Source organism: Micromonospora sp. M61 (assembly GCF_018070245.1).
GTDB lineage: Bacteria > Actinomycetota > Actinomycetes > Mycobacteriales > Micromonosporaceae > Micromonospora > Micromonospora zamorensis.
The window spans coordinates 87300-112039 of sequence record NZ_JAGPYA010000005.1 but is presented as its reverse complement, the minus strand read 5'-3'; the positions used below and the strand labels follow the sequence as shown (position 1 = coordinate 112039).

At 71.6% G+C, this 24740-nt stretch carries 25 protein-coding genes; 12 read left to right on the top strand and 13 right to left on the bottom strand.

The window, feature by feature from the left end:
• The first annotated feature begins 68 nt into the window (after positions 1-68).
• Positions 69-1670 carry a ricin-type beta-trefoil lectin domain protein gene (locus KBX34_RS04745; RefSeq protein WP_210923473.1) on the top strand — a complete coding sequence of 534 codons (1602 nt, stop codon included), beginning with the start codon at positions 69-71 and terminating at the stop codon, positions 1668-1670.
• 39 nt (positions 1671-1709) lie between these two features.
• On the opposite strand, the gene KBX34_RS04740 is transcribed toward KBX34_RS04745, so the two are convergent.
• The 6 genes from KBX34_RS04740 to KBX34_RS04715 form a co-directional block, all read right to left on the bottom strand.
• Positions 1710-2309: a hypothetical protein gene (locus KBX34_RS04740; RefSeq protein ID WP_210791613.1), complete on the bottom strand. Its 600-nt coding sequence runs from the start codon at positions 2307-2309 to the stop codon at positions 1710-1712.
• A gap of 56 nt (positions 2310-2365) precedes the next feature.
• Positions 2366-3832 (bottom strand): histidine kinase dimerization/phospho-acceptor domain-containing protein, encoded by a 1467-nt coding sequence (locus KBX34_RS04735; protein ID WP_374223654.1) that lies wholly within the window; start codon positions 3830-3832, stop codon positions 2366-2368.
• Positions 3825-4517 (bottom strand): response regulator transcription factor, encoded by a 693-nt coding sequence (locus tag KBX34_RS04730; RefSeq protein ID WP_088950691.1) that lies wholly within the window; start codon positions 4515-4517, stop codon positions 3825-3827. The genes KBX34_RS04735 and KBX34_RS04730 overlap by 8 nt, the downstream gene beginning before the upstream one ends.
• Positions 4518-4602: 85 nt before the next feature.
• Complete coding sequence (locus tag KBX34_RS04725) at positions 4603-5115, bottom strand: hypothetical protein (protein ID WP_088950692.1); 513 nt, start codon at positions 5113-5115, stop codon at positions 4603-4605.
• 111 nt (positions 5116-5226) lie between these two features.
• Positions 5227-6240, bottom strand: a complete 1014-nt coding sequence (locus KBX34_RS04720; RefSeq protein ID WP_210923471.1) for a phosphotransferase — start codon at positions 6238-6240, stop codon at positions 5227-5229.
• 56 nt (positions 6241-6296) lie between these two features.
• Positions 6297-7469 carry an acetyl-CoA C-acyltransferase gene (locus KBX34_RS04715; RefSeq protein ID WP_088950694.1) on the bottom strand — a complete coding sequence of 391 codons (1173 nt, stop codon included), beginning with the start codon at positions 7467-7469 and terminating at the stop codon, positions 6297-6299.
• 112 nt (positions 7470-7581) lie between these two features.
• Between KBX34_RS04715 and KBX34_RS04710 the strand changes: the two genes are divergently transcribed.
• Positions 7582-8010, top strand: a complete 429-nt coding sequence (locus KBX34_RS04710) for a PH domain-containing protein (protein ID WP_374223653.1) — start codon at positions 7582-7584, stop codon at positions 8008-8010.
• 4 nt (positions 8011-8014) lie between these two features.
• On the opposite strand, the gene KBX34_RS04705 is transcribed toward KBX34_RS04710, so the two are convergent.
• Both KBX34_RS04705 and KBX34_RS04700 read right to left on the bottom strand, forming a co-directional pair.
• On the bottom strand, positions 8015-8926 hold the full coding sequence (locus tag KBX34_RS04705; protein WP_141911823.1) for a rhomboid family intramembrane serine protease: 912 nt from the start codon (positions 8924-8926) through the stop codon (positions 8015-8017).
• A 100-nt stretch (positions 8927-9026) separates the two neighbouring features.
• Positions 9027-9557: a peptidylprolyl isomerase gene (locus KBX34_RS04700; RefSeq protein WP_088950697.1), complete on the bottom strand. Its 531-nt coding sequence runs from the start codon at positions 9555-9557 to the stop codon at positions 9027-9029.
• An 84-nt stretch (positions 9558-9641) separates the two neighbouring features.
• Here KBX34_RS04700 and KBX34_RS04695 point away from each other — a divergent pair, with 84 nt between their 5' ends.
• Positions 9642-10454: a hypothetical protein gene (locus tag KBX34_RS04695; RefSeq protein ID WP_210791619.1), complete on the top strand. Its 813-nt coding sequence runs from the start codon at positions 9642-9644 to the stop codon at positions 10452-10454.
• Positions 10455-10588: 134 nt separating this feature from the next.
• On the opposite strand, the gene corA is transcribed toward KBX34_RS04695, so the two are convergent.
• The 4 genes from corA to KBX34_RS04675 form a co-directional block, all read right to left on the bottom strand.
• Positions 10589-11737: a magnesium/cobalt transporter CorA gene (gene corA, locus KBX34_RS04690; protein ID WP_210791627.1), complete on the bottom strand. Its 1149-nt coding sequence runs from the start codon at positions 11735-11737 to the stop codon at positions 10589-10591.
• Between the two features lie 324 nt (positions 11738-12061).
• Entirely contained in the window at positions 12062-13156 is a 1095-nt protein-coding gene (locus KBX34_RS04685; protein WP_210923468.1) for a PLP-dependent aminotransferase family protein, read from the bottom strand.
• A gap of 106 nt (positions 13157-13262) precedes the next feature.
• Complete coding sequence (locus KBX34_RS04680) at positions 13263-13721, bottom strand: ester cyclase (RefSeq protein ID WP_210791629.1); 459 nt, start codon at positions 13719-13721, stop codon at positions 13263-13265.
• 106 nt (positions 13722-13827) lie between these two features.
• Positions 13828-14223: a cyclic nucleotide-binding/CBS domain-containing protein gene (locus KBX34_RS04675; protein ID WP_088950701.1), complete on the bottom strand. Its 396-nt coding sequence runs from the start codon at positions 14221-14223 to the stop codon at positions 13828-13830.
• Between the two features lie 113 nt (positions 14224-14336).
• Between KBX34_RS04675 and KBX34_RS04670 the strand changes: the two genes are divergently transcribed.
• The 5 genes from KBX34_RS04670 to KBX34_RS04650 all read left to right on the top strand — a co-directional run bounded on the left by KBX34_RS04670 (position 14337) and on the right by KBX34_RS04650 (position 18122).
• On the top strand, positions 14337-14786 hold the full coding sequence (locus KBX34_RS04670; protein WP_210791631.1) for an NUDIX hydrolase: 450 nt from the start codon (positions 14337-14339) through the stop codon (positions 14784-14786).
• A complete protein-coding gene (locus tag KBX34_RS04665) occupies positions 14783-15550 on the top strand; it encodes a hypothetical protein (RefSeq protein ID WP_088950703.1) in 768 nt (255 codons plus the stop codon). Before KBX34_RS04670 ends, KBX34_RS04665 begins: the two co-directional genes overlap by 4 nt.
• 88 nt (positions 15551-15638) lie before the next feature.
• On the top strand, positions 15639-16370 hold the full coding sequence (locus KBX34_RS04660) for a sugar phosphate nucleotidyltransferase (RefSeq protein ID WP_088950704.1): 732 nt from the start codon (positions 15639-15641) through the stop codon (positions 16368-16370).
• The gene (locus tag KBX34_RS04655) at positions 16358-17425 is read left to right on the top strand and encodes an iron-containing alcohol dehydrogenase family protein (RefSeq protein ID WP_141911830.1); all 1068 of its coding nucleotides are present in this window, start codon (positions 16358-16360) and stop codon (positions 17423-17425) included. The genes KBX34_RS04660 and KBX34_RS04655 overlap by 13 nt, the downstream gene beginning before the upstream one ends.
• Entirely contained in the window at positions 17400-18122 is a 723-nt protein-coding gene (locus KBX34_RS04650; RefSeq protein WP_088950706.1) for a CDP-alcohol phosphatidyltransferase family protein, read from the top strand. The genes KBX34_RS04655 and KBX34_RS04650 overlap by 26 nt, the downstream gene beginning before the upstream one ends.
• A gap of 393 nt (positions 18123-18515) precedes the next feature.
• Here KBX34_RS04650 and KBX34_RS04645 read toward each other — a convergent pair whose 3' ends face one another.
• Complete coding sequence (locus KBX34_RS04645; RefSeq protein WP_210923467.1) at positions 18516-19787, bottom strand: glycosyltransferase; 1272 nt, start codon at positions 19785-19787, stop codon at positions 18516-18518.
• A 164-nt stretch (positions 19788-19951) separates the two neighbouring features.
• Between KBX34_RS04645 and KBX34_RS04640 the strand changes: the two genes are divergently transcribed.
• The 4 genes from KBX34_RS04640 (at position 19952) to KBX34_RS04625 (ending at position 24699) form a co-directional block, all read left to right on the top strand.
• On the top strand, positions 19952-20812 hold the full coding sequence (locus tag KBX34_RS04640; RefSeq protein ID WP_088950708.1) for an Fpg/Nei family DNA glycosylase: 861 nt from the start codon (positions 19952-19954) through the stop codon (positions 20810-20812).
• Positions 20813-21076: 264 nt separating this feature from the next.
• Positions 21077-22648 carry a sugar transferase gene (locus KBX34_RS04635; protein WP_210923534.1) on the top strand — a complete coding sequence of 524 codons (1572 nt, stop codon included), beginning with the start codon at positions 21077-21079 and terminating at the stop codon, positions 22646-22648.
• Between the two features lie 39 nt (positions 22649-22687).
• Positions 22688-23914: a sensor histidine kinase gene (locus KBX34_RS04630; protein WP_141911837.1), complete on the top strand. Its 1227-nt coding sequence runs from the start codon at positions 22688-22690 to the stop codon at positions 23912-23914.
• Positions 23915-23937: 23 nt separating this feature from the next.
• On the top strand, positions 23938-24699 hold the full coding sequence (locus KBX34_RS04625; protein ID WP_088950711.1) for a LytTR family DNA-binding domain-containing protein: 762 nt from the start codon (positions 23938-23940) through the stop codon (positions 24697-24699).
• Positions 24700-24740 lie beyond the last annotated feature (41 nt).

Genomic DNA, 24740 nt, shown 5'->3' with positions numbered 1-24740 from the left:
ATTGATCCGCACGTTACCTTCTGGTAACTCAGTCGACGTCCCGCGACTGAGCCGAAAGGAGTGCGTCGATGCCTGCAATCCCCGCCAGGCCCGAACGCGCGACCCGACGACGGGCCATCACCGTCGCCGTGGCCGTCGCCGCCCTCGTCCTACCGATGCTCGCCGGACCGGCCACCCCCGCCACCGCCGCCGACCGTCCAACCGTCCAACCACTCCCCGCCAACCTCGAGGCCATCCGGGCCGCCGAGGCCACCGCCCTCTACGGCACCCCCGCGATCCGCCCGATCGAGCAACGCCGCACCGCGCTGATCACCATGGGCGACAGCCAGATCTCCGGCGAGGGAGTCGGCAACTACGTGCCCGGCACCCACCAGGACGGCAACTGGTGCGACCGCTCGTACGACCAGGCGGTGTTCCGCACCGGCATCCCGTCCGACGCGAGATACAACATCGCCTGCTCCGGCGCCACCCCGTGGAACCTCATCGCCGGCGGCCCGACCCAGCACAACGAGCTGAACCAGGGCGACTACCTGGGCATCAAGGCGCGCAACACGCACGTGAAACTGATCTGGGTGGTGGTCGGCGCGAACGGAGACGGCACCATCCAGTTCGGCCCCGTCGCCACCGACTGCGCGGTCAGCCGGGTCTTCCTCCAGGGCAACTGCTACCCCGACTACACCGACCAGTGGACGATCCGCACCGACGGCAGCCGCCGGGCGGTTGCGGACGCCCTCACCGACATCCGACAGACCATGACCAGGGCCGGCTACCTGCGCACGGACTACGAGCTGGTGCTCATGTCGTACCCGAGCCCGGCCAGCCCGGACGTTGAGGACAACCCGAACTTCCCCGGCTGGTACTCCGGCGGCTGCCTGCTCTACCTGGCCGACGCCGCGTTCGCCCGCAACAAGGCGGTGCCGCTGTTCGAGTCGGCGCTGCGCGCGGCGGCCACCCAGACCGGCACCCGCTACCTGGACGCCAGCCGGCTCTTCCACGGCCACGAGGTGTGCACCGACAACACCTCGGTCCGCGGCCTCAACATCGAGATCGGGATCTGGAACGAGAACGCCGCCCGGCAGTCGTTCCACCCCAACGCCCGCGGGCACGGCATGTTCGCCCAGTGCATCACCCAGTTCTGGAACTCCGGACAGAACCAGGCCACCTGCGTCGACCCGGCCAGCACCGGCGCTGGCGTGCTCTACCCGGGCCTGATGCAGTTCAAGCAGTTGCGCAACCCTGCCACCAACACCTGCGTCGACGGTAAGGGTTACGACTCCCGCAACGGCACCGCCCAGCAGTCGTACGGCTGCCACGGCGGGCGCAACCAGGGCTTCTGGTACGACGCGGCCAAGCGGTCACTGCACTCGGAGCTGTCCCACGACCGTTGCCTCGATGTCGCCGGCGCATCGATGACGGCCGGCACGGCGGTCAACATCTACGACTGCAACGGCACTGCCGCCCAGCAGTTCGCCTTCGTCGGCAACCAGATCAAGCCGACCGCCGCCAGCAACCTCTGCGTGGCGTTCGACAGCCCGTCGTCGGGCGCTCCCCGGCTGCGGTTGGCCACCTGCTCCACCAGCACCCGGCAGCAGTGGTCGTTCGAGGCCCGTACCGCCGCCAACCCGGTCGGCTACGGTCACGACGACTTCATCGGCTCCCGCGTCTACTGACGGAAGGAGGGGCCCCTGGTCGACTCAGGGGCCCCTCGCTCACTTCGTGCGGGGGATGAGGACGAGTCGCGCCACGCCCTTGTCGCCGTCCTTCGCGCCGGCGACGCCGAGCGTCGCGCCGACCTTCACCTCGCTCGGCTGCACTGTGGCGCGCCGCTCGACGACCCGCAGGTCCTCGCCGAAGGTCCAGGTCATGGTGAAGCCGTCGGTCGACCTGACGGTCATCGAGTCGCCGTCGATCGCGGTCACCTCGCCGCGCTGCACGGCGACGGTCTGCGTACCGCCGTCCTTCGTCTTCACGACCGCCTCACCGTGCAGGGTGTTCTTCCGCAGCAGCACCCGGGCCTGCCGGCGCTTGCGCCACTCCTCGCCGCGCTTCTCCCGGGCCTTGTCCCTGGCGGTGGGGGATGCACCCGGCGTCGGGGTGGCCGGCGCGGCGACGGTCTGCACGTCCAGGTCGTCGGCGTCGAAGCCCATCGCGGTCAGCGCCTGACCCTCCACGCCCATCGCGGCGGCAACCTCGACGGCGGCCTCCCGGGCAGGCTGGCTGGCCACCTCGGCCGCACCGCAGCCGCTGACGCCCAGCGTGACCGCCGCGAGCAGTGCCGTGGTGCCGGTGGCGAATCCCCAACGTGGCATGACGTTCCCTCTCGTCCGTGGAGCCCTCAGCATCTCCGTCGAGGACGAGCGGAGCGTCAGGCCGATGTTCGAGCCAGGTAAGGATCGCCGGGCAGTCGGACCGTGAAGGCGGCACCGCCCTCCGGCGCGTGCCCGGCGGCGATCTCTCCGCCCAGCCGGCGGACCAGGCCGGCGGCCAGCGCCAACCCCAGCCCGCTGCCCACCTTGCGCACACCCCGGTAACGCTGGTGCAGTGCCCCGCGTTCGAACGCCACCGCCAGGTCGTCGTCGGTGAAGCCGGGCCCGCCGTCCCGGACCTCCAGCTCACCGCCGGAGGCCGGGTCCGCACCCGCCGCCCGGACCGCGAGCACCACCGGCGAACCCGGGGGTACGACCCGCAGCGCGTTCTCCAGTAACCCGTCCAGCACCTGCCTGATTCGCCCCGGATCGGTGTACGCGGGCACCGGCTGACCTGGCGTCTCCAACCGGAACGGCACGCCCACCGCCGCGCACCGGCCGGACCAGGTCGGCTCCGCGTGAACGGCCAACTGGGTGAGGTCCACCGGCACCGGTTCGAGCGGGAAGTCGGCGGCCTCCAGCCGGGCCAGCGCCAGCAGGTCCCCGATCAGCCGGTCCAGGTGTTGGGCCTCAGCCAGCATCGTCCGACCGGTGTCGACGGTGTCGTCCGGGCCGAGCACCCCGTCGGCGAGTGCCTCGGCGTACCCCCGGATCGCGGTCAGCGGGGTGCGCAGCTCGTGCGAGACGGACAGCAGGAACTCCCGCTGCCGCCCCTCACTGGTGGCCAGCGCACCGGCCAGACCGTTCAACGCCTCGGCCAGGTCGGCGACCTCGTCCGGTGACTCGACCGGCACCCGGACGGCGCGGTCGCCGGCGCGTAGCCGGGCGGCGGCGGTGGCCGCGACGCGGATCGGCCGGGCCAACCGGCGGGCCAGCAGCAACCCGGCCACCACGCCGGCGGCCAACCCGGCCAGCAGCGGTAACCAGAGGCTCAGCAGCACCCGGGCCCACAACCCGTTCGCCGAGGGGCGGGAGAGCACCACGCCGTTGCCGTTGGCGAGCGCCCGGCCCTCGACCAGGGCACGTTCGCCGTTGACGACGCGCCGGACCGACACGTTGCGCCCCTGCCCGATCCGCTGCACCACCCGAGGTGGCAGACCCGGCCGGTCGACCGCTCCGCGCCGGATCAGGTACGCGTCGATGCCCTGGTTGCGCAGTTGCTGGATGAGCCGCTCCTCGTCGGCGCTGCGACCCCGGTCCAGACGGGTGCGCAGCACCTCGGCCGCGAGCCGGGCCTGCGCGGCGAGCGCCTCCTGGTCGCGCCGCTCTGCGCCACGGATCGCCAACGGCACCGCCACGATCGCGGTGACCAGCACCGACACCAGCGCCACCGCGCAGGTGACCAGCACCGCACGGGCGGTGAGCGTACGGCCGAGGCCGCCACGTCGAGGTGCGGCGGGTGGGGAGGTGCCAACCACCGGCAGCGACATGGTCGGCGACCCGGCGCGCCCGGATTGGTCAGGCATCGACCGCGTACCCGACGCCACGGTGGGTCCGGATCACGCTGGCCGGGCCGAGCTTCGCCCGCACCTGGGCGACGTGCACGTCGACCGTGCGGGTGCCGGCGTGCGCCGCGTACCCCCAGACCCCGGCCAGCAGCTCCTCCCGGGTGAAGACCCGACCGGGCCGGGCCATCAGATGGGCCAGCAGGTCGAACTCGGTGGAGGTGAGCTGCACCGGTGCGCCAGCGGCGGTGACCGTTCGGCGGGCCGGGTCGAGCGTCACCGGGCCGACGACGCGCTGCCGGTCCGCGCCCTCCGGGCCGCCGGCGGAGCGACGCAGCACCGCGCGCACCCGGGCGACCAGCTCCCGGGGGCTGAACGGCTTGGTCACGTAGTCGTCGGCGCCCAACTCCAGGCCGACGATCCGATCGACCTCGTCGTCGCGGGCGGTGAGGAAGATGACCGGGGTCCAGTCGCCGGCCTCGCGCAGCTGGCGGCAGATCTCGGTGCCGGGCAGGCCCGGCAGGGCGATGTCCAGGACGCAGGCCACCGGGCGGATCCGGCGGGCGGCGCTCAGGCCAGCCGCGCCGTCGCGTTCCAGGTGGACGCCGAAGCCGTCCCGGGTGAGATAGAGCCGGACCAGGTCGGCGATGGCCGGCTCGTCCTCGACCACGAGGACGAGCCCGCGGTGCGGCGGTTCGACGGTCACCGGCCCATGATTGCCGACCCGGTGGACCCGGCGCGATCGGTGCGTGTTCGAGTCAGGTAAAGGCGACGCAAAGCCCGGTCGGGCGTCAGCTCACCACGGCGGGGCGGAACGCGTTGGGCCGCGCGGCGGCCGGCGCGTCACCGATGGTGGCGAGGATGCGCTCACGGGGCACCCGCAGGCGGGTCCGAAAGGCATGGTTGAGCAACGCGTCGAGCTGCCAGACCTGCTTCGGGTGACTGGTGCGGATCAGGAACCGCTCGCGGATCCCGTCGATCGCGGTGGCCGCCATCTCGACCGACTGGAGTCGCGGGTCCGGGCTCCAGGTGACGTTGCTCAGCTCGCGCAACTCGGTGTTGAGATGCAGGCGCAGACGGTGCAGTAGTCGGGTCTGCTGGGTGACCACCAGTCGACGGTGGGTGAGCAGCAGCAGATAGTCGCCGGTGACCGGGCGGTCGGGGCGGCTGCAACGGGTGACCAGGATGGTGGCGTCACCGGAGCCGACGCAGCGCCGGAAGACCGGCATGTGCCGGCTCACGGTCTGCACGGCCAGGCCAGCCTCGGCGGCGGCCGGAAGGAACGTTCGGGAGAAGACGTCCATGACCTGCCCAACGACGTCTTCGGCGGGGTGACGTGGGTCACGCGGGTTTTTTGGAAGTTCCACGCCGCAGGTCGCACTGCCTGTCCGACTTCCGACTTGGACGGATCGTGGTCAGGAGTCCGGTTGAAGAGGGCTTGCGGCGAACAGCTCCTCCAGCCAACCGGGGACCGCGTCGGCGTACTCGGCACGGGACTCGTCGACGATGTCCAGGGCTCGCCGCCAGGACAGCGACCGGCTCACCGGCCCCAGGCCGATCGCAAGGTCGGCGGCCTCGACAAGGGTTCGGCGGTCGTACCGGTCGGTCCACGCCTCCAGGTAGGCGTCGCGCAGCCGCGCCAACCCCGTGTCGTCGGCCGCCAGCTTCTTCGCGTGCCGGATGGACCGCAAAGTCACCAGCAGCGTGCCGAACGGGTGCGCCACGGAGGCGTCGCCCCAGTCGAAGTAGCGGTAGCCGTCCGGGCCCGCGAAGACGTTGCCGTCGTGCAGGTCGTCGTGCTGCACGGTGGCCGGGATGCCGATGTCGGCGAGCCGGCGGCACCGCTCGGCGTACGACGGCAGCTCCGCCCGCAGCCGCTCATGCAGGTCGGGACTGAGCCCGCCCTCGGCACCGATCAGCAGCGACCCGCGATCGTCGAGCAGCTCGGCGAGGAGCCCGGCCAACACCTCGGGGCGGTGGTCCGGCACACCCAGTGCGACCAGTTCGTCGGCGCGCGGCGCGGTGGTCAGTTGGAGCGCCGCGTACCCGGGTAGTGCCCGCTCCCAGTGCGCCAGATCGGGGTCGCGCGCCAGCACGTCGCGCAACGACTCGCCGCCGTCGGGCAGCAGCGACCAGCCCTGCTCCGGGTCCACCGCGATCGGTGTCAGCACCCGTTCCGGTGTCAGCTCGGCGAGCGTCGCGATCAGGGCGGCCTCGTGCACGGTGCCGGGGTTGTTGGCCTTGAACCAGACCGGGCCGTCGTCGGTGGGCACCCGCCAGACCAGGGACCACGGGCGCACCCGAGGCTCCACCAGACCCGTCACCCGCCGGCCGGCCTGGCTCAACCTCGTGTCGACCCAGGACCGGGCCCGCACCTGCCACTGCTCACTGGACCAGTCGGGGGCACGCTCACCGGCGATCGTCGTCACGCTGGGCACCTTAGGCGGCCCTCCCGGGCCGGGGCGAGGCGTTTTCCCCAGCGGTGTCAGACCAGCTCGACGATGGTGGCGTTGGCCATTCCGCCGCCCTCGCACATGGTCTGCAGGCCGTAGCGGATCCCGTTGTCCCGCATGTGCTGGAGCATCGTGGTCATGATCCGGGCACCGGAGCCGCCGAGCGGGTGACCGAGTGCGATCGCCCCACCACGCGGGTTGAGCCGCTCCGGGTCCGCCTCGGTCTCGGCCAGCCAGGCCAGTGGCACCGGGGCGAACGCCTCGTTCACCTCGTACACACCGATCTCCTCGATGCCCAGCCCCGCGCGGCGCAGCGCCTTCGCGGTGGCCGGGATGGGGGCGGTGAGCATGGTGACCGGGTCGTCGGCGGCGACCACGGCGGTGTGGATCCGGGCAAGCGGCCGAAGGCCGTGCCGGCTGGCCCACTCGGAGGTCGTCACCGCGAGGGCCGCGGCGCCGTCGGAGATCTGGGACGCGGACCCGGCGGTCACCACGCCGTCGGCACGGAACGGCGTGGCCAGCTCGCCGAGCTTGGCCAGGGTCGTGTCCCGGCGGATGCCCTCGTCGGCGGCGAACTTGCCACCATCGCCGAGTGGCACCGGCGTGAGCTCCGGGTCGAACGCGCCAGCGTCCTGTGCGGCGGCTGCCTTCTCGTGGCTGGCCAGCGCGAACTCGTCGAGCTGGGTGCGCGAGAGGCGCCACCGCCGGGCGATCAGCTCGGCACCGACGCCCTGGTTGAACGGCAGTGGCGCGTCGTCGGCGAAGCCCTCGACACCCCGGTAACGGTCCCGGAGCTGGTCGCTGAACGGCATACCGCCGGCCACACTGGAGCCCATCGGCACCCGGGTCATCGACTCCACCCCGCCGGCGACCACCAGGTCAGCCTGGCCGGAGAGCACCGTCGCGGCGGCGAAGTGCAGTGCCTGCTGGCTGGAGCCGCACTGCCGGTCCAGCGTCGTGCCGGGGACCGTCTCGGGCCAGCCGGCGGCGAGCACGCCGTTGCGGGCGATGTTCCACGACTGCTCGCCGACCTGGGACACGCAGCCCCAGAAGACGTCGTCGACCTGCGCCGGGTCGAGCCCGGTGCGCTCGGCGAGGGCGCGCAGCACGTGCGCCGAGAGATCGACCGGGTGGACGCCGGCGAGGCTGCCCTTGCGCCGCCCGACCGGGGTACGTACCGCGCCGACGATGACCGCGTCACTCATGTTTACTCCCCGGTAACTTGGGCTGTCCCGATCCTACGTCGTCCCAGGACCGACCGTCCGGCCCCACCAACACGAGATGCCGGAATCCGACGGCCGCTGGCATGCTGGGCGGGTGGATGAGATCACCGGGGCCCGGCAGTGGCGAGTGCCGTCGAGTCTGCCAGCGGCGAAGCTGGCCGGCGCCGTCCTGCTCGTCGCCCTCGGGCTGCTCTTCGCCGACGGCGACCCGGTCCGCCTGGTGGTGGCCGTCCTGGCCGCGGTCACGGTGGCCGTCTGGGCGGTACGCGACCTGGTCGTGCCGGTCCGGTTGGCGGTGGACCCGGCGGGGCTCACCGTCATCCACGGGTTCGCGGGCCGGCGGCTGCTGCCCTGGTCGACGGTCGAGGCGATCACCGTCGACCGTCGGCCACGGTTGGGGCTGACCAGCGAGACCCTGGAGATCGACGCGGGCAACTCGCTGCACCTCTTCGGCCGCTACGACCTGGGAGCCACCCCGGAAGAGGTCGCCACCGCACTGCGTGCCGCCCGCCCGAACCCCTGAGCTGTCAGCCGAGCAGTTGGGCGGTCCGGAAGAGCACGAGCGCGAGCAGGACCACCAGGATGATCGCCGCTCCGGCGACCTGCACCAACGTTCGCCGGCCACGAGGCGCGTACGCGAGCACCAACGCCATCAGCGCGCCGACGACCAGCCCACCGAGGTGCCCGGGGATCGAGATGCCCGGCACCGCCAGCGTGAACACCAGGTTGATCACCAGGATCGGGATGATCCGGGAGATGTCCCGACCCAGCTTGCGTTCAATGATGATCAGTGCGGCGAAGAGACCGAACACGGCTGTCGACGCCCCGACGGTGGCGGCCCGCGGGCTGCTGAACAGGTAGGCGGCCACGTTGCCGCCCAGACCGGCGATCAGGTAGAGCGCGGCGAAACGGACCCGCCCGAGGTTGGCCTCCAGCGACCGACCGAGCACCCACAACGCCCACATGTTGAGCAGCAGGTGCAGCACGCCGTAGTGCAGGAACATCGCGGTGACCAGCCTGTACCACTGGCCCTCGGCGATCCCACCGAGCGTGTAGTCGGACAGGTATGCCCGGCCGAGCACCGCACCCCACTCGGTCAGCGGCGTGCTGCCACCCATGAGGCCGCCGAAACCGGAGCCCCCCATCGCCGCGTCCCCACCCCGAGCCGAGGCGATGGAGAGCAGCAGGAGCAGCGCGTTCACCGCGATCAGGGTCTTCGTGACATAGCCGTGCCGGCCGGCCGTACCACCACCGAAGGCGGTACGCGCCGGCCGGACACTGCGACGACCCTCGTTGACGCACTCCGGGCACTGGTGCCCGACCGACGCATCGCGCATGCAGTCCGGACAGATCGGCCGGTCGCAGCGGCTGCACCGGACATAGGTCTCCCGGCCGGGGTGCCGGTAGCAGACCGGGGTGGTCGGCGGAGACTCGCTCACCGGGCCGACCCTCCGTCCACCGCCGCGCGAACCACCGGCGCAGGCCGGTGCGGTGCTCCGGAGCGCTCAATCATGCGAGCAAAGGTACCTCGCCCGTTGGTCAGGAAGCAGACCGCTCGATCTCGACCCGCTCGATGACGACGTCCTGGAGCGGACGGTCGCTCGGGCCGGTCGGGGTGCTGGCGATCGAGTCGACGACCTTCACCGACTGCTCGTCGGCGACCTGCCCGAAGATGGTGTGCCGGTTGTTGAGGTGCGGCGTCGGCGACACGGTGATGAAGAACTGCGAACCGTTGGTGCCCGGTCCGGCGTTCGCCATCGCCAGCAGGTACGGCCGGTCGAAGCGCAGCTCCGGGTGGAACTCGTCCGCGAACTTGTAGCCCGGTCCGCCCCGGCCGGTGCCGGTCGGGTCGCCCATCTGGACCATGAATCCGCTGATCACGCGGTGCGAGATGGTGCCGTCGTAGTACGGCCCACTGCCCGGCTGACCGGTGCGCGGGTCGGTGTACTCCCGGTTGCCCTCAGCCAGGTCGATGAAGTTGCGGACCGTCTTCGGCGCGTGGTTCGGGAAGAGCTCCAGCCGGATCGGGCCAGCGTTGGTGTGCAGGGTGGCGTAGACAGCCTCGGCCACGGGTACTCCTCACTTGTTGGTCAGTTCCATGCGGATCCTCCCATGTGCCCGATCTGGCATCGCGGAGGCATCCGAAGGTGGAGGATGACGAAGGAACAACTCCCAGGAGGTAGGACCGTGTTTGGATTCGGGCGGCGTAAGTCCCAGGGGCAGCTGGCCAAGGCCGAGCTGAACCAGAGCATCAGCCACCTGATGCAGGCAGCCAACCACGCAGCCAAGGGCGCTGGCGCAACCGTCGGTCCGCGGGTCCAGGTGGCCCGGGGCTACGTGGCGCCGACCGCGGCGAAGGTGCGCGACCGCGCGTCGACCGGCTGGGGGGAGACACTCACCACGCTGGCACCGCTGGCCGCGGCGGCCCGTGACGGCGCCGCGCAGGCAGGGCCGCTGACCAGGAAGGCCAAGTCGAAGACCATGCGGATCACCGGTAAGAAGAAGCAGCCGCGTCGTCGCGGCTCGATGATGACCGGCCTGTTGGCAGCGGGCGTCGTCGCCGGCGTGGCCGGCGCGGTGGCCATGCGCCGTCGCCGCGAGCAGCAGGAGTGGGCCGAGTACGACCCGACCCGCACCCTGGAGCCGATGCGCGACGAGGTCGACTCGATCGAGGTGCGCACGCCGTCCGCCACCAAGGGGAGCGACGGGTCCGCGATGACCGGCGGGTCCGCCATGACCGGTACGGCGGGGATGACGGGTGCGGCGGGGATGACGGGTGCCGGCAGCTCGGCGGTGGCCGGCGGCAGCAGCGCCAGCACCACCGGCACGGCCAAGCAGACCAGCGTCCGGCCGACCGACAAGGTCCCCTCGGTCGCCGAGGGTGCCACGGACGTCTCCGGCCGGCCGACCGACGACCTCACCAAGGCACTGGGCAAGGACACGGCCCGCACCAACGGCCGTCGCTGACCCAGCGACAACGCATCGAGCGCCGGCGCAGCGGGGTCACCCCCGCTCGCCGGCGCTGTCGCGTGCCAGCGCTCGGCGTGCGCTCCGCGTCAGCGGCGGTCAGGTGGCAGAGCGGGTGCTTCCGCCCCCGGCGGTCAGAGCCAGCCGTTGCGGCGGAACCAGCGGTAGAGGGCCAGCGAGATGCCGAGCATGATGGCCAGGACCACCGGGTAGCCGTACGTCATCTTCAGCTCGGGCATGTTGTCGAAGTTCATCCCGTAGATACCGGCGATGGCGGTCCACACCGCGGCGATACCGGCCCAGGCGGCGATCTTGCGCATGTCGTTGTTCTGGTCGACGGTGACCTGGGCGAGCCGCGCCTGGAGGATCGAGTTCAGCAGGTCGTCGTAGGAGTTGACCTGCTCCACGGTGCGGCTCAGGTGGTCCTGCACATCCCGGAAGTAGCGGCGGATCTCCTTGGGCACGTCCCGGTTGACCTGGGAGGTCAGCGTCATCAGCGGCCGCTGCAACGGCACCACCGCCCGCTTGAACTCCACCAGCTCCCGCTTCATCTGATAGATCCGCTGGATCCGCCCATGGCTGTGGCGGTCGAAGACCTCGGCCTCCAGCATGTCCAGGTCGTCCTCCAGTTGGTCGGCCACCTCCAGGTAGAGGTCGACCACCCGGTCGGTCACCCCGTACGCCACCGCCCACGGGCCCTGGAGCAGCAGATCCTCCTTGGTCTCCAGGTCAGCGCGGATCGGGGCGAGCCGGCAGGCGTCCCCGTGCCGGACGCTGATCACGAAGTTCGGGCCGATGAAGAGCATCACCTGCCCGGTCTCCACGACCTCGGAGTTCTCGGTCAGCTCGGCGTGCTCGCAGTACCTCGCGGTACGCAGCACCAGGAAGACGACATCGCCGAACCGCTCCAGCTTGGGGCGCTGCTCCGCCTTGACGGCGTCCTCGACGGCGAGTTCGTGCAGACCGTAGGTCTCCGCGATGGCGGTCATCTCGGCCAGCTCCGGTTGGTGCAGACCGAGCCAGACGAAGCCGTGCTCCTCGCGGCGGGCCGCCGCCAGGGCGTCCGCGTACGTCCACTCGCCGGGTTGCCGCTTGCCGTCGACGTACAACGCGCAGTCGACCACCGAGCTGCGGTCGGTGCCGGTCGGGGTCGGCACGGGCGGCGAGCCGTCGGCGTTGAGGATCCGGGTCATCGCCCGGACCGGGGAGGGCCAGGCCCGAGGTCGCAACACCCGACCGGGGGTGGACGACGCCGTCCGGTCCCGCTCTGTGCGATCCGTCATCGCGTCACCTCCCACGCTCGGCTGCGGCTTGCAGGCTACGCCGACTGTCGTCGAGGACATGTGTGACGGCGGTCGCGTGGGGGTGGTGCCGGGTGGGCCGGGCCGCATCGGGGGGTGTGCGGGGACGACACGGCCCACCCGACACCGGTGGGGGCGGGAGGTTGTGCTGCCGCATCGTCCGAGATGGGGGGCCGGCCCGGAGGCCGGGCGGTGATCTCCGCTACATCACGGACGACGCTCGCAGCATTGTGGGCCGCCGGCCGCCCCGGACGGGAGTCCCGGGACGGCCAGCATCGTCGTTCTGTCAGGAACCCGACAGCTGGCTCAGGCGCGGACGGCCTCGACGGCCTCCGCGAGGCGACGGACACCCTCGTCGATCCGGTCGGCGGTCACCGCCGAGAAGGCCAACCGGAGGGCGTGCTGCCCACCGTCCAGCACGAAGTCACTGCCCTTGACCACGGCGACCCCACGCTCGGCGGCAGCCGGAGCGAGCCGGTCGACCAGTACGTCCTCCGGGAACTCCACCCAGAGGAAGTAGCCGCCGTCGGGCTCCACGAAGCGCGCCTGCGGCAGGTGCCGGCGCAACGACTCGGCGAGCACCTGGGCCCGCTCACCCAGCGCCGCGCGGACCGTCTCGATCGAGCGGTCGATGTCACCGGAGACGCAGAACTGGTGCACGATCGCCTGCGACATCATGCCGGGCGAGATGTAGAGGCTGGTCGCGTTCTTGGCGATGTCGGCGATCAGGTCCGCCGGGCCGATCAGATAACCGACCCGGACACCCGGGCAGACCGTCTTGGTGAAGCTCGACGCGTGCACCACCACGTTGCGGGTGTCCAGCGAGAGCATCGACGGCAGCGCCTCGCCACGGAAGCGGATGTCCGCGTACGGGTCGTCCTCGAAGATCGTGAACTCGTACTCGGCGGCCAGGTCGAGCAACTCCCGACGCTTCCCCTCCGAGAGCGTCATGCCGGCCGGGTTCTGGTAGTTCGGGATCACGTGCGCGAGCCGGGGTCGGATCCCCGACTCCAGCAGCTTGCGCAGCTCGGCAGTGTCCAGGCCGTCCGGCTGGACCGAGATGCCGTGCAGCTCGCTGCCCATCCGCTGGAGGTTGAGCAGCGTCCGGTCGTACGTCGGGCGTTCCACCACCACCGCGTCGCCCGGGCGGACCAGGTGGTCGAAGAGGAACGCGTCGGCCTGAAGCGACCCGTTGGTGACCAGCACCTGGTTGGCTTCCACCCCGTGCTTCTCGGCGATCCACTTTCGCAGCGGAAGGTAGCCGACGGAGGTGCCGTACGCCGTGACCCCCGCAGGGTCGGCGTCGAAGGCGCGGACGGCGGCGGCCTTGAGCCCCTCGACATCGACGATGTCCAGCGAGGGAGCCCCACGGGCAAAGGAGATCAACTGCTCGGCGGTCATGGATGTTGAGCGTACGGGCGGCGATGGGGGACGCGCGGACGGCACGGCGATGTCCGCATCCTGAGCCACCGGGACGGGTGACCCGACTCCACCGGTCGGCGACAGATCAGACCGGAAGGGCGAGCGCGTCGTGGTGCGCCGCCCGGGAAAGTCCCTCCAACTGCACGCCGAGCGCGTCGAGGAGCTGGCTCCAGTCGAAGTAGGAGCGCCAAGCGGTGATCCGACCCTTGCGGGCTCGGACCACGTCGGCCACCTCCCAGCTCACCAGCCGGCCGGTGGGAGCGACGGTGCCGTACGGCGAATGCAGCGTGCCGGTGTGGGTGCCGGTCAGACGCAGCTCGACGGCGGCGCCACCGCCGGTGCGAACCGTGCCCAGCGGGTCGACCCGCAGGTCCGGGAAGGCACCCGTCCAGGTGCGCAGGAGTGCGGGCAGCTCGATGGGCCGGACCGTCACGCCCGGCATGGAGTAGAACGCCTCCGGGGCGTAGAGATCCGGTAGACGGGCCACGTCCCGACGCAGGAGCATGGCGTACTGCTGCTCGACCAGCCGCTCCGCGTCGCGCATCGGGACCTCCCCCGCGGGCCACGGCATCTCCGCGCCCGCGAGGAATCCCTACCCGTCTATCCGGGCACGCACACCTGCGCGGGCCGAGATTCCGGCCCCGGCCGGGTCAGGTCGTGGAGACGGCGGCCTGATCCTCCGCCCACACCCGCATGATGTCCCGCACGGAGATCACCCCGGCCACCTCCCGACCGTCCAGTACCACCAGGTGCCGGAACCCGCCCCGGGCCATCGCCGCGGCGGCCTCGGCCACCGTCCACTCCGGCCCCGCGTAGACCACGTCCCAGGTCAGGTGGGCACCGGTGCGTTCCACGTCACAGTCCAGGCCTGCGCCAATTGCCTTCAACACGTCGCGTTCGGTCATGATCCCGACGCCCTCGGAGTCCGGATCGATCACGACCGCCGACCCGACACCGCGGGCCGACATCATCCGGGCCGCCTGGCGGAGCGTGTGCTCCGGACCGACGACGAGGACCTGGCTGGACATCGCATCCCGTACCTGCATCACACATCACTCCCTTGGGACGGTGGCATCCGGTACCGACATGGTCGTCCGTGGATGTTTCCGGGACAAGACCGAGCCTCGGGGCAACAGCGGACGCTCGCTACTGTCGAGCGGTGTCCACCGAGCCCCTGCGCTGCGCCGGCGCGCTGATCGTCGACCACGACGGCCGCATCTTCTTTCAGCGCCGCTCACCCCAACGGCGCCTCTTCCCCAACTGCTGGGACATCGTCGGCGGCCACCTGGACCCCGGCGAGGACATCGACGAGGCGCTGCGCCGGGAGATCACCGAGGAGACCGGCTGGGTCCTCTCGCACGTCCTCGGCCAGGTGGGCGAGTACCACTACGTCGGCGACGACGGCCTGGCCCGCATCGAGTACGACTTCCTGGTCCGCGTCGACGGCGACCTCGACCGCCCGAGGCTGGAGGCCGGCAAGCACACCGAATACCGCTGGCTGGCCGAGGACGAGGTGACAGTGCTGGACGAGCACCGCCACGTCAACGACGGGCTGATCCGGCGGATCGCGGAAGAGGGCTTCGCCGTCCTGCGGTCGATCGGTCTGTGAACACCGTCGAGCTGGCGCCGCACCGGTTCGCCGGGCTGCTCGCCCCGGCCGTGGACCGGGCCTTCCGCGCCGGCATGCTGGCCGGCCGCGACGGTGGCGGAGCCGTTCTGTCCCAGCGGTACGGAGGAGTGGCGGCGACCGGCTTCCTGGTCGACCTGCGCACCCGACTCGCGGCACCCGGTGGCACTGTCGACGGGCCCGGCTTCGCGGCCATCACCCGTTACCAGGACCCGGTCGTCTGCCGGCGGACGGTGGACAAGCAGGTGGCGTACGGGATGCTCCACCGCGGCCCGGACGGCACACTCTCCGCCACCGAACGGGGGGCGGCCTTCCTCACCGAGCTGTACCAGGTGCACGCCGAGGTCACCGAGGAACTGTGGGCCGGGCACGGCGAACGGGTGTCACGGCTGGTGGCAGCCCTCGGCCGGCTGCTGTCGTACGCCCTGGTGCTGGCCGACGAGGCCGGTGACCGCGGCGGCTCCGCCTTCGCTGCGATGGCACCCCCGCACGAGCCGGACGGCATCCCGTCGGGCGTGCTGCTGCTCAACCGGCTCGGCACGTTGCGATACCACCGGGCCGACGCGCACGCCGCAGCCTGGGAAGCCGCCGGGCACACCGCATCGAGCGTCGCCGCCCTGCCGGCCGGCCCCGAGCGGACCGCCATCGAGCTGGAGACCGACCGACGGGCGGCCGGCCCGTACGCCGCTCTCGGCGCGGAGGAGCGACTGACGATGCTCGCCGACCTGGCGGCGTTGCCCGGCTGACCCGGCTGACCCGGTTGACCACAGCGGCCCGACCAAGCGGCGCTATCCTCCAGCGATGACGGGGAGCAGGACGAGGGAGGATGTCGCGATGATCGGAATGGTGCTCGCGGCCGGAGCGGGACGCCGGCTGCGCCCGTACACCGACACCCTGCCCAAGGCGTTGGTGCCGGTGGACGGCGAGACCACGATCCTGGACATCGCGCTGGGCAACCTCGCCGAGGTCGGGCTCACCGACGTCGTGATCGTGGTCGGCTACGCGGCGGACGCGGTCCGTGAGCGGCAGGCCGACCTGGAGAAGCGGTACGGGGTGACGATCACCCTGGTGCACAACGACAAGGCCGAGGAGTGGAACAACGCCTACTCGCTCTGGCTGGCCCGGGAATACTTCGCGCGCGGGGTGCTGCTGGTCAACGGGGACACCGTGCACCCGGTGAGCGTGGAGAAGACCCTGCTCGCCGAGCGTGGCCCGGGCATCCTGCTCGCAGTGGACACCCTCAAGCCGCTGGCCGAGGAGGAGATGAAGACCACCTTCGACGCCGCCGGTCAGCTCACCCGGATCACCAAGATCATGGACCCGGGCGAGGCGTACGGGGAGTACATCGGCGCCACGCTCATCGAGCCGCAGGTCGCCGACGCCCTCGCCGACGCGCTGGAGGCGACCTGGCGACGGGACCCGAACCTCTACTACGAGGACGGCTACCAGGAGTTCTCCGACCGGGGCGGGGAGGTGCGGGCGGCGCCGATCGGTGACGTCCCCTGGGTCGAGGTCGACAACCACGCCGACCTGGCCCGCGCGCGGGAGATCGCGTGCCGCTACTAGCTCGGAGCATCCTCACCCCGCTGCACATCGACGTGCGACGCGGGGCGGTCGCCGACCTGGGCGCGATCCTGGCCGACGGGCGAATCTCCTCCGGGGGTGACGTCGCGGTGGTGGTCGGCCCCGGTCAGGGCGCCCAGATCGCGGAGCTGATCCGACCGTCGCTGCGCTCCGCGGACGTCTTCACCGTCTCCGGCGGGACGCTGGACGCCGCCGACGACCTGGGCGGCAAACTCCGCGCCCGGTCGTACGACGCGGTCGTCGGCATCGGCGGCGGCAAGACCATCGACGTGGCCAAGTACGCGGCGACCCGTCGGGGCCTCCCGATGGTGTCGGTGGCGACCAGCCTCGCCAACGACGGGATCGCCTCCCCGGTGGCCAGCCTGATCACCGACGGGATCAAGGGCTCCTACGGCGTCCACATCCCGATCGGGGTGATCGTCGACCTGGACTTCGTGGAGAGCGGCCCGGACCGGCACAACCGGGCCGGCATCGGCGACGTGATCAGCAACATCAGCGCGCTGGCCGACTGGGAGCTGTCCCGGCAGGTACGCGGTGAACCGGTCGACGGGCTGGCCGCCTCGCTCTCCCGAGCGGGCGCCGAGGCGGTGCTCAACCATCCGGGCGACATGAGCGACGACGCCTTCGTGATCGTCCTCGCCGAGGCGTTGATCTCCAGCGGCCTGGCGATGGCTGTCGACGGCACCAGCCGTCCGTGCAGCGGCGGCTGCCACGAGATCATGCACGCGGTCGACTCACTCTTCCCCGGCACCGCCTCACACGGCGAGCTGGCCGGGCTGGGCGCGCTGTTCTGCACCTGGCTGCGCGGGGACCTGCGCCGGTTCGGGGAGATGTCGGCCTGCCTCGCCCGACACGGTCTGCCCCGGCTCCCCGCCGAGGTGGCGCTCACCGACGACCAGTTCGTCGAGGCGGTGCAGTTCGCGCCGCGTACCCGGCCGGACCGCTACACCATCCTGGAGCACCTGGCGCTGTCGCCTACCGAGACGCGGGAGCGGCTGGCAGACTACGCCGGTGCAATCCGCGACCAGCTTGGCTGACCCCCGTCCCACCGTCGCCGACTTCCACCGGGTGAACCGGGGCGGCGGCCTGTTCAGCGAGTCGATCAGCCAGTGGCTGGGGGCCGTCTTCGCGTTGGTCGCCCAGCGGCTCGGGTTGCGCCCCACCGCGCTGACCATCAGCAACCTGGTGCTCGGGCTGGCCACCTCGGTCACCGTCGTGGCGCTCGCCGGCCCGGTCGCCGACGGCGACGTGCCGGCCTGGGCGGTCGGCCTGCTCGCCCTGATCGGCTGGCAGGTGGCGTACTCCCTGGACTGCGCCGACGGGCAGCTGGCCCGGGTGACCGGCCAGGGCAGCGCGGCCGGCGCCCGGATCGACATCCTCTGCGACGTGGCCGCGCAGATCGCCCTGGTGGCCGCGCTCGCCGCGACCGCCGTGGCGCAGGAACCCTCCACCCCGACCTGGCTGGTGGCGACCTTCGCGGGCACCTGGATGGTCAACCTGGTCACCTCGGTGATGCAGGCCGGCCCGAACGCCGCCAGCATGGTCACCTCGACCTCGCTGCCGGTCCGCGTGGTGAAGCTGATCCGCGACTACGGCGCGGTGATCTTCGTGGCCGCCCTGGTGCTGGCCGTGGCGCCCGCGCTGGTCCTCTGGGTGATGGTCGCGTTCACCATCGTCAACGGCGGCTTCCTGCTCGCCAGCATCGCCTTCTCCGCCCGCGCCTCCCTGCGCTGACCGCCACCGCCCAGAACGCGTCCGCACGCGCCACCCGCGCCGCTCGCCCGCACAGGCGCGCCGCTCGCGCCCTTGGCCCGCTCGCCCTCACGCCGAACGCCCGCACGCCCTCACGCCGAACGCCCGCACGCCGCACGCCGCAGGCCGCACGCCGCAGGCCGCACGCCGCACGCCGCAGGCCGCACGCCGCACGCCGCACGCCCGCAAGATCCACCCAACTTCCCCGAAGTTGCTGCCTCGGGCTCGCGTGAGACCCCAACATCCCTGATGTTGCGCGGATCTTGCCGGCAGATCCGCCCGCCCGGTTCTACGGTGCGGCGCGGCGCGGTGCGACCCGGCGCAGTCCCAAGATCGTGCGGAAGCGTCAGGTGCGGACGCGTCAGGTGCGGCGGTTCAGACGTGGTTGGGGTTGCGGGCTACGCCCGCGTAGATGTCGATGAGCTGCTTGGTGACCACGTCGGGGTGGAAGGTGCGCTCGTAGCGAGCGCGGGCGGTCAGCGCCAGCCCGGGGGCGCCGGCCCGGGCGATGGGCAGGGCGGCGGCGAGCGCGGCGGGCTCCGGTGCGACGACCCAGCCGGCATCGCCCAGACCGATCCCGTCCGGCATCGGCGACCCACCACCACCGCCGGCGACGGCGGAGGCGACCTGCGCCGGGCCGGTGCCGGCGGGCTCGTGCGGGGCGTCGGCTCCGACCAGGTAGGGGATGCCGCCCAACGCCGTGCCGAGCACCGGCCGGCCGCTGGCCAACGCCTCGATGATCACGGTCGGCAGTACGTCGTGCCACATGGAGGCGGCGATCACCACCGCGCTCCCCTCGACGGCGGCCCGCACCCCGGCACGGTCGAGTTGACCGAGGTAGACGACGTCGGCCCGCTCGGCGGCGGCTGCCTCCACGAGCGGGCGCAGCTCGCCGTCGCCCGCTATGCGCAGCGTGCCCAGCGCACCCACCGGGTGCCGGCGCCAGGCGTCCAGCAGCAGGTCGACGCCCTTCTCCGGGGAGAGCCGGGCCATGTAGAGGAACCCGTCACCGAGCGGCGTCGGCCGGCCCGGGTCGGGCACCGAGTTCGGCTTCACCACGATCCGTTCGTCCGGTATGCCGTAGTCACGGAGGTGATCGGCGATCGCCGAGGTGAGCGCGACGTACCGGTCGACGGAGCGCCAGGTGCCCCGGTGCACGGCAAGGGTGGTCGCCATCAACGCGCTCTGGGCCGCCGAGTCGCGGTAGCAGCGGTGCTTGATCGCCGGCACACCCAGCGCCCGGCCCTTGCAGTCCTGGCAGATCACGCCGTCGCGGAAGTAGATCCCCGAGGAGCAGACCTGCCGGTAGTTGTGCACGGTCTGCACCACCGGCACGCCGTGGCGGTGCGCGGTCCGCACCACCCACGGCGACAGCAGGGGGTACGGGTTGTGCAGGTGCAGAACGTCCGGTCGGTGCTCGGTGAGCAGTCGGCTCAGGTCGTGCTGGGCGCGCGGCGCCCAGATCGGCGAGATCGGCAGCAGCGCCTTCGCCACCTTCGACATCGACGGGATCTCGTCGGAGCTGCGGATGAACGGCAGCACCTCGACGCCGGCGGCGGTCAGCTGAGCGATCTCCGAGTCGACGATCGTGTTCTCGCCGGAGGGCTGTGCTTCCCGGTACCGGTTGTGCGCCACCACGATTTTCACGGAGCCTTGCCTTTCGTTCGCGGCCGTGCCGGCTTCTGCCCCCCGCCTGCGCGAAGGCTCGCTAGATCACGTCTGCGGGGCTCGCAGGCTCACGCCTCGCGCTCGCGACAGGGACTCGCGAGCTGATTCCGCACGCTCACCGGAAAGAAGGCTACCGTTGTGTCGTGCCCGAGCTACCGGAGGTTGAGGCGCTCGCGGGTTACCTGCGACAGCGCGCGGTGGGGCGGCGTGTCGACCGGCTGGAGATCGCCGCGATCAGCGCCCTGAAAACGTACGAACCGGCACCGACAGCGGTTGCCGGTCGAGCGGTGGTCGATGCCAGCCGGCACGGCAAGTTCCTCGACGTGCTCTTCGAGGGCGACCTGCACCTGGTGGTGCACCTGGCACGGGCTGGCTGGCTGCACTATCGGGAGGCGTTCCCGTCCACCACCCCGTTGCGTCCCGGCAAGGGCCCGATCGCGGTGCGCGTACGCCTCGACGACGGGTCCGGCTTCGACCTGACCGAGGCCGGCACCCAGAAGAAGCTGGCCGCGTACCTGGTCAACGACCTGGCGACGGTGCCCGGGGTGGCCAAGTTGGGCCCGGACGCGCTCTCCGCGGACCTGCCCACCTTCGCCGAGCGGCTGCGGAGCCGGCGGGGGCAGGTCAAGGGGGTGCTGACCGACCAGTCGGTGCTGTCCGGGGTGGGCAACGCATACTCCGACGAGATCCTGCACGCCGCGAAGCTGTCCCCGTTCGCGATCACCAACCGGCTCACCGACGACCAGATCGCCACCCTGCACGCGGCCACCCGGCAGGTCCTCGGTGACGCGGTCGAGCGGTCCCTCGGTCAGCGGGCGGCGGAGCTGAAGGGCGAGAAGCGGTCCGGGTTGAAGGTGCACGCCCGCACCGGGCTGCCCTGCCCGGTGTGCGGGGACACCGTGCGTGAGGTGTCGTTCGCCGATTCGAGCCTTCAGTACTGCGCGACGTGCCAGACCGGCGGCAAGCCGCTCGCTGACCGACGGTTGTCTCGTCTCGTACGGTGAGTAGCCCCACTCGGCGACTACGGAGCGGAATCGCCCTTACTGAGCGGAAGCTCCGGTCCGCCATTCTGGCCACGCGCGCATCCATCGGTATAGTGGCCCGGTCCCCGGCTTCTGAAATGGTGCGGAGCCGGCCAGATCCCGCCGGCACCATCGGTCGCCAATCTCCTTCGGGGCGGCGACCGGTCGGAGCCCGCGTGGGAGACTGGGACGGTGGGCGACCCGGGCCCTCACTGCGAGTGAGCGGCCCGTGTCATGCGGGAGGACATGGGTGAGGTGACGGCAAGCCTCCAGCGCCCGGTATCCAACGAAGGCCGGAGCAAACTCGTGCGGCACGTCGACAGCTTCGAGATCCAGCCGCCGACGCCGTCGTCACACAACGGCGTCCCCCGCTCGGCGTGGACCAGGGCGCGACGTCGTGTCTCCCGTTGGCACCGCCCCTACATCGCGATCCTGCTGCTGCTCGACTTCGGCGCGGCAGCGTTCGCCAGCTGGATCGCGATCCAGCTCTTCGACCAGGCCGCCTCCGGATTCTCCGGCACCAAGCAGGACCCGACCTGGTTCCACACGATCTCCTACCTGCTGCTTCCGCTCGGCTGGGTGGTCATCCTCTGGAGCAACCGGGCGTACGACCGGCGCTACCTGGGGTTGGGCCCGGACGAGTTCAAGCGGGTGATCCGGGCGGCGGTGACGGTCGCCGCGAGCGTCTCGTTCCTCGCCTTCTCCACAGTGACCCAGCTCTCCCGGTTCACCGTGGGCACGGCGCTGCTCGGTGCGACGCTGCTGATCCTCTGGGGCCGGTTCGTGGCCCGCTGGGCGCTGCACTACATCCGGCGGCGGGCCGGTCAGGCCGCGCACCGGATGGTGCTGGTCGGCACCCTGCCCGAGTGCCTGGAGGTCTACGCGGCGGTCACCCGCAACCCGAACGCCGGGCTGGTGCCCGTCGCCATCCACATCACCGACGGCTATGCGGCGGCCCGGGGCATGCCGACCCCGGTTCCGATCTACGCCGGTCGCGACGTTCTCGCCCTGGTCCGGGAGGTCGGTGGCGACACGATCGCCGTCTGTGGGTCGGCCAGCGCCGAGCCGGGCGAGCTGCGCCGGCTGGCCTGGCAGTTGGAGGGCTCCGGGGTCGACCTGGTGGTCGCACCGCAGTTGACCGACATCGCCGGCCCCCGGGTGCACATCCGGCCGATCGAGGGTCTGCCGCTGCTGCACGTCGAGGAACCGACCCTCTCCGGGCCGGCGCTGCTGGCCAAGAACCTGATGGACCGGGTCGCCGCCGGTCTCGGCCTGCTGCTGCTGATTCCGCTCTTCGCGGGCATCGCCGTGGCGATCACGATCTCCGACCGGGGTCCGGTCTTCTTCCGCCAGCCCCGGGTGGGGCACGAGGGGCGCACGTTCCGGGTGTGGAAGTTCCGGACCATGTACGTCGACGCCGAGGACCGGCTGGCCAGCCTTGTCGACCGCAACGAGACCGACGGCATGCTGTTCAAGATGAAGCAGGACCCGCGGGTCTTCCCGGTGGGTCGCTTCCTGCGGGCCACCTCGCTGGACGAGCTGCCGCAGCTGATCAACGTGCTCTGGGGTGAGATGTCGCTGGTCGGGCCCCGCCCGCTGCCGGCCGACGACGGCGACTTCCTGGGCGACGTGCGCCGCCGCCTGCTGGTCCGCCCCGGCATGACCGGGCTGTGGCAGGTCTCCGGCCGCTCCGACCTGTCCTGGGACGAGTCGGTCCGACTGGACCTCTACTACGTCGACAACTGGTCGCTGGCGTACGACCTCAGCATCCTGTGGCGCACCGTCGGCGTGGTGCTCGCCCGCAAGGGCGCGTACTAGGGGCTTGGCGCGCAGGCCCGCAGGGGCAAGGATCGCTGCGTGGCTGCCAACCTCTCCGCCGTGGTCGGCGTCGTCTCGCTCGTCACCGCGCTGACCGCCGCCCTGTTGGCGGTGCTGCGTCTGCGGGCTCGCCGGGGCATCGCCACCGCCACCCAACGGGCCACCTACGAGGTGCTGCACACCGCCGGTCTGGCCGCCGAGCCGCTGCGAGCCGGGTTGAGCGAGGCGGGCGCGGCGAAGGCCGTACGCCATCTGCGGGCTCTCGTGGGCGCGGCCGGGCTGGCGCTCGCCGACGCCGACCGGCTGCTGGCCCTCGATGGGCGCGGCACGCACCACGGTGAGCAACTGCTCGCGGCGGCCCAGCGGACGGTGGACACCGGCCGCTCGACGGTGCTCGGTGAGCAGGAGCTGCACTGCGACCGGGTCGACTGCCCGATCCGAGGGGCGGTGGTCGCGCCGTTGCAGGGGGCGGACGGCCGGGTGGTCGGCGCGTTGGTTGCCATCGCCGACGGCCCACCACCGCCGGGGTTGGTGCAGGCCACCCTGGAGACGGCGCACTGGGCCGGTAACCAGCTCGCCCTGGCTGAGCTGGATTCGTCCCGCGAGCGGCTGGCCCGCGCCGAGATCCGCGCGTTGCGGGCGCAGATCAGCCCGCACTTCATCTACAACGCGCTGACCGCGATCGGGTCGTTCGTCCGCACCGACCCGGAGCGGGCCCGCGAGTTGATCCTGGAGTTCGCGGAGTTCACCCGGTACTCCTTCCGGGCGCACGGGGAGTTCACCACCCTCGCCGAGGAGCTGCGCTCGATCGACCGCTACCTCACCATCGAGCGGGCTCGATTCGGCGACCGGTTGCAGGTGCGGTTGCAGATCGCCCCGGAGGTGCTGCCTGTGACGTTGCCGTTCCTCTGCCTGCAACCGCTGGTGGAGAACGCGGTTCGCCACGGGTTGTCCCGCAAGCCGGGCACGGGCATGGTGAGCATCGAGGCCCGGGACGCGGGCGCGGAATGCCACATCACGGTGGAGGACGACGGAGTGGGAATGGATCCGACCACGCTGACCGCCGGCATCGCCGAGCTGGCCCGCGGCACTGGCGACCCGGGCGACGACACGGGCCAGCACGTCGGTCTTTCCAACGTCGACGAGCGGCTGCGGTCGGTCTTCGGGGACCGGTTCGGCCTGGTCGTGGAGACCGGGCTGGGCTCGGGCACGAAGGTGAGCATGCGGGTGCCGAAGTTCCACCCCGGCGTACGGGCAGGGTCGTGAGCGAGCGAAGCGGGACGGGTGCGGTGAACGCGTCCGGTTTTCTGCGGGTGCTGGCGGTGGACGACGAGCCGCCCGCACTCGACGAGCTGGCGTACCACCTGCGGGCCGACCCCCGGGTGGCCCGGCTGCACACGGCCGGTGACGCGACGGAGGCGCTGCGGCTGCTCCGGGACGGTGACGTGGACGTGGTCTTCCTGGACATCCGGATGCCCGGGCTGGACGGGATGGAGCTGGCCCGGGTGCTGCGCCGGTTCGCCCGGCCGCCGGCGATCGTCTTCGTCACCGCGTACGACGACGGCGCGGTGGACGCCTTCGACCTGGGTGCCACCGACTACGTGCGCAAACCCGTTCGCGCCGACCGGCTGGCCGAGTCACTGCGTCGGGTGATCGGGTCGCGGGTGGTGCCGTCGCACCCGGCGGCGCTGGCCCGCGCCGAGGAGGACCCGACCATCCCCATCGAGTTGGCCGGCACCACCCGGATGCTGCCCCGCTCGGCGGTGCGGTGGGTGGAGGCGCAGGGTGACTACGCCCGGTTGCACACCGCCGAGGGGTCGCACCTGGTGCGGGTCTCGCTGGCCACACTGGCGGAGCGTTGGGCGGATGCCGGTTTCGTCCGGGTGCACCGGTCGTACCTGGTGCAGTTGAAGTTGATCGCAGAGCTGCGGCTGGTCAACTCCGGCTACGTCGTGGTGATCGACTCCACCGAGCTGCCGGTGAGCCGGCGGCACACCCGGGAGCTGAAGGACAAGCTGGTCAGGGCCGCGAAGCAGGACTGGAGTCGCTGATCCGGGAATGAGACGTCGCCTGCCGTACGTTGTACGCTAGT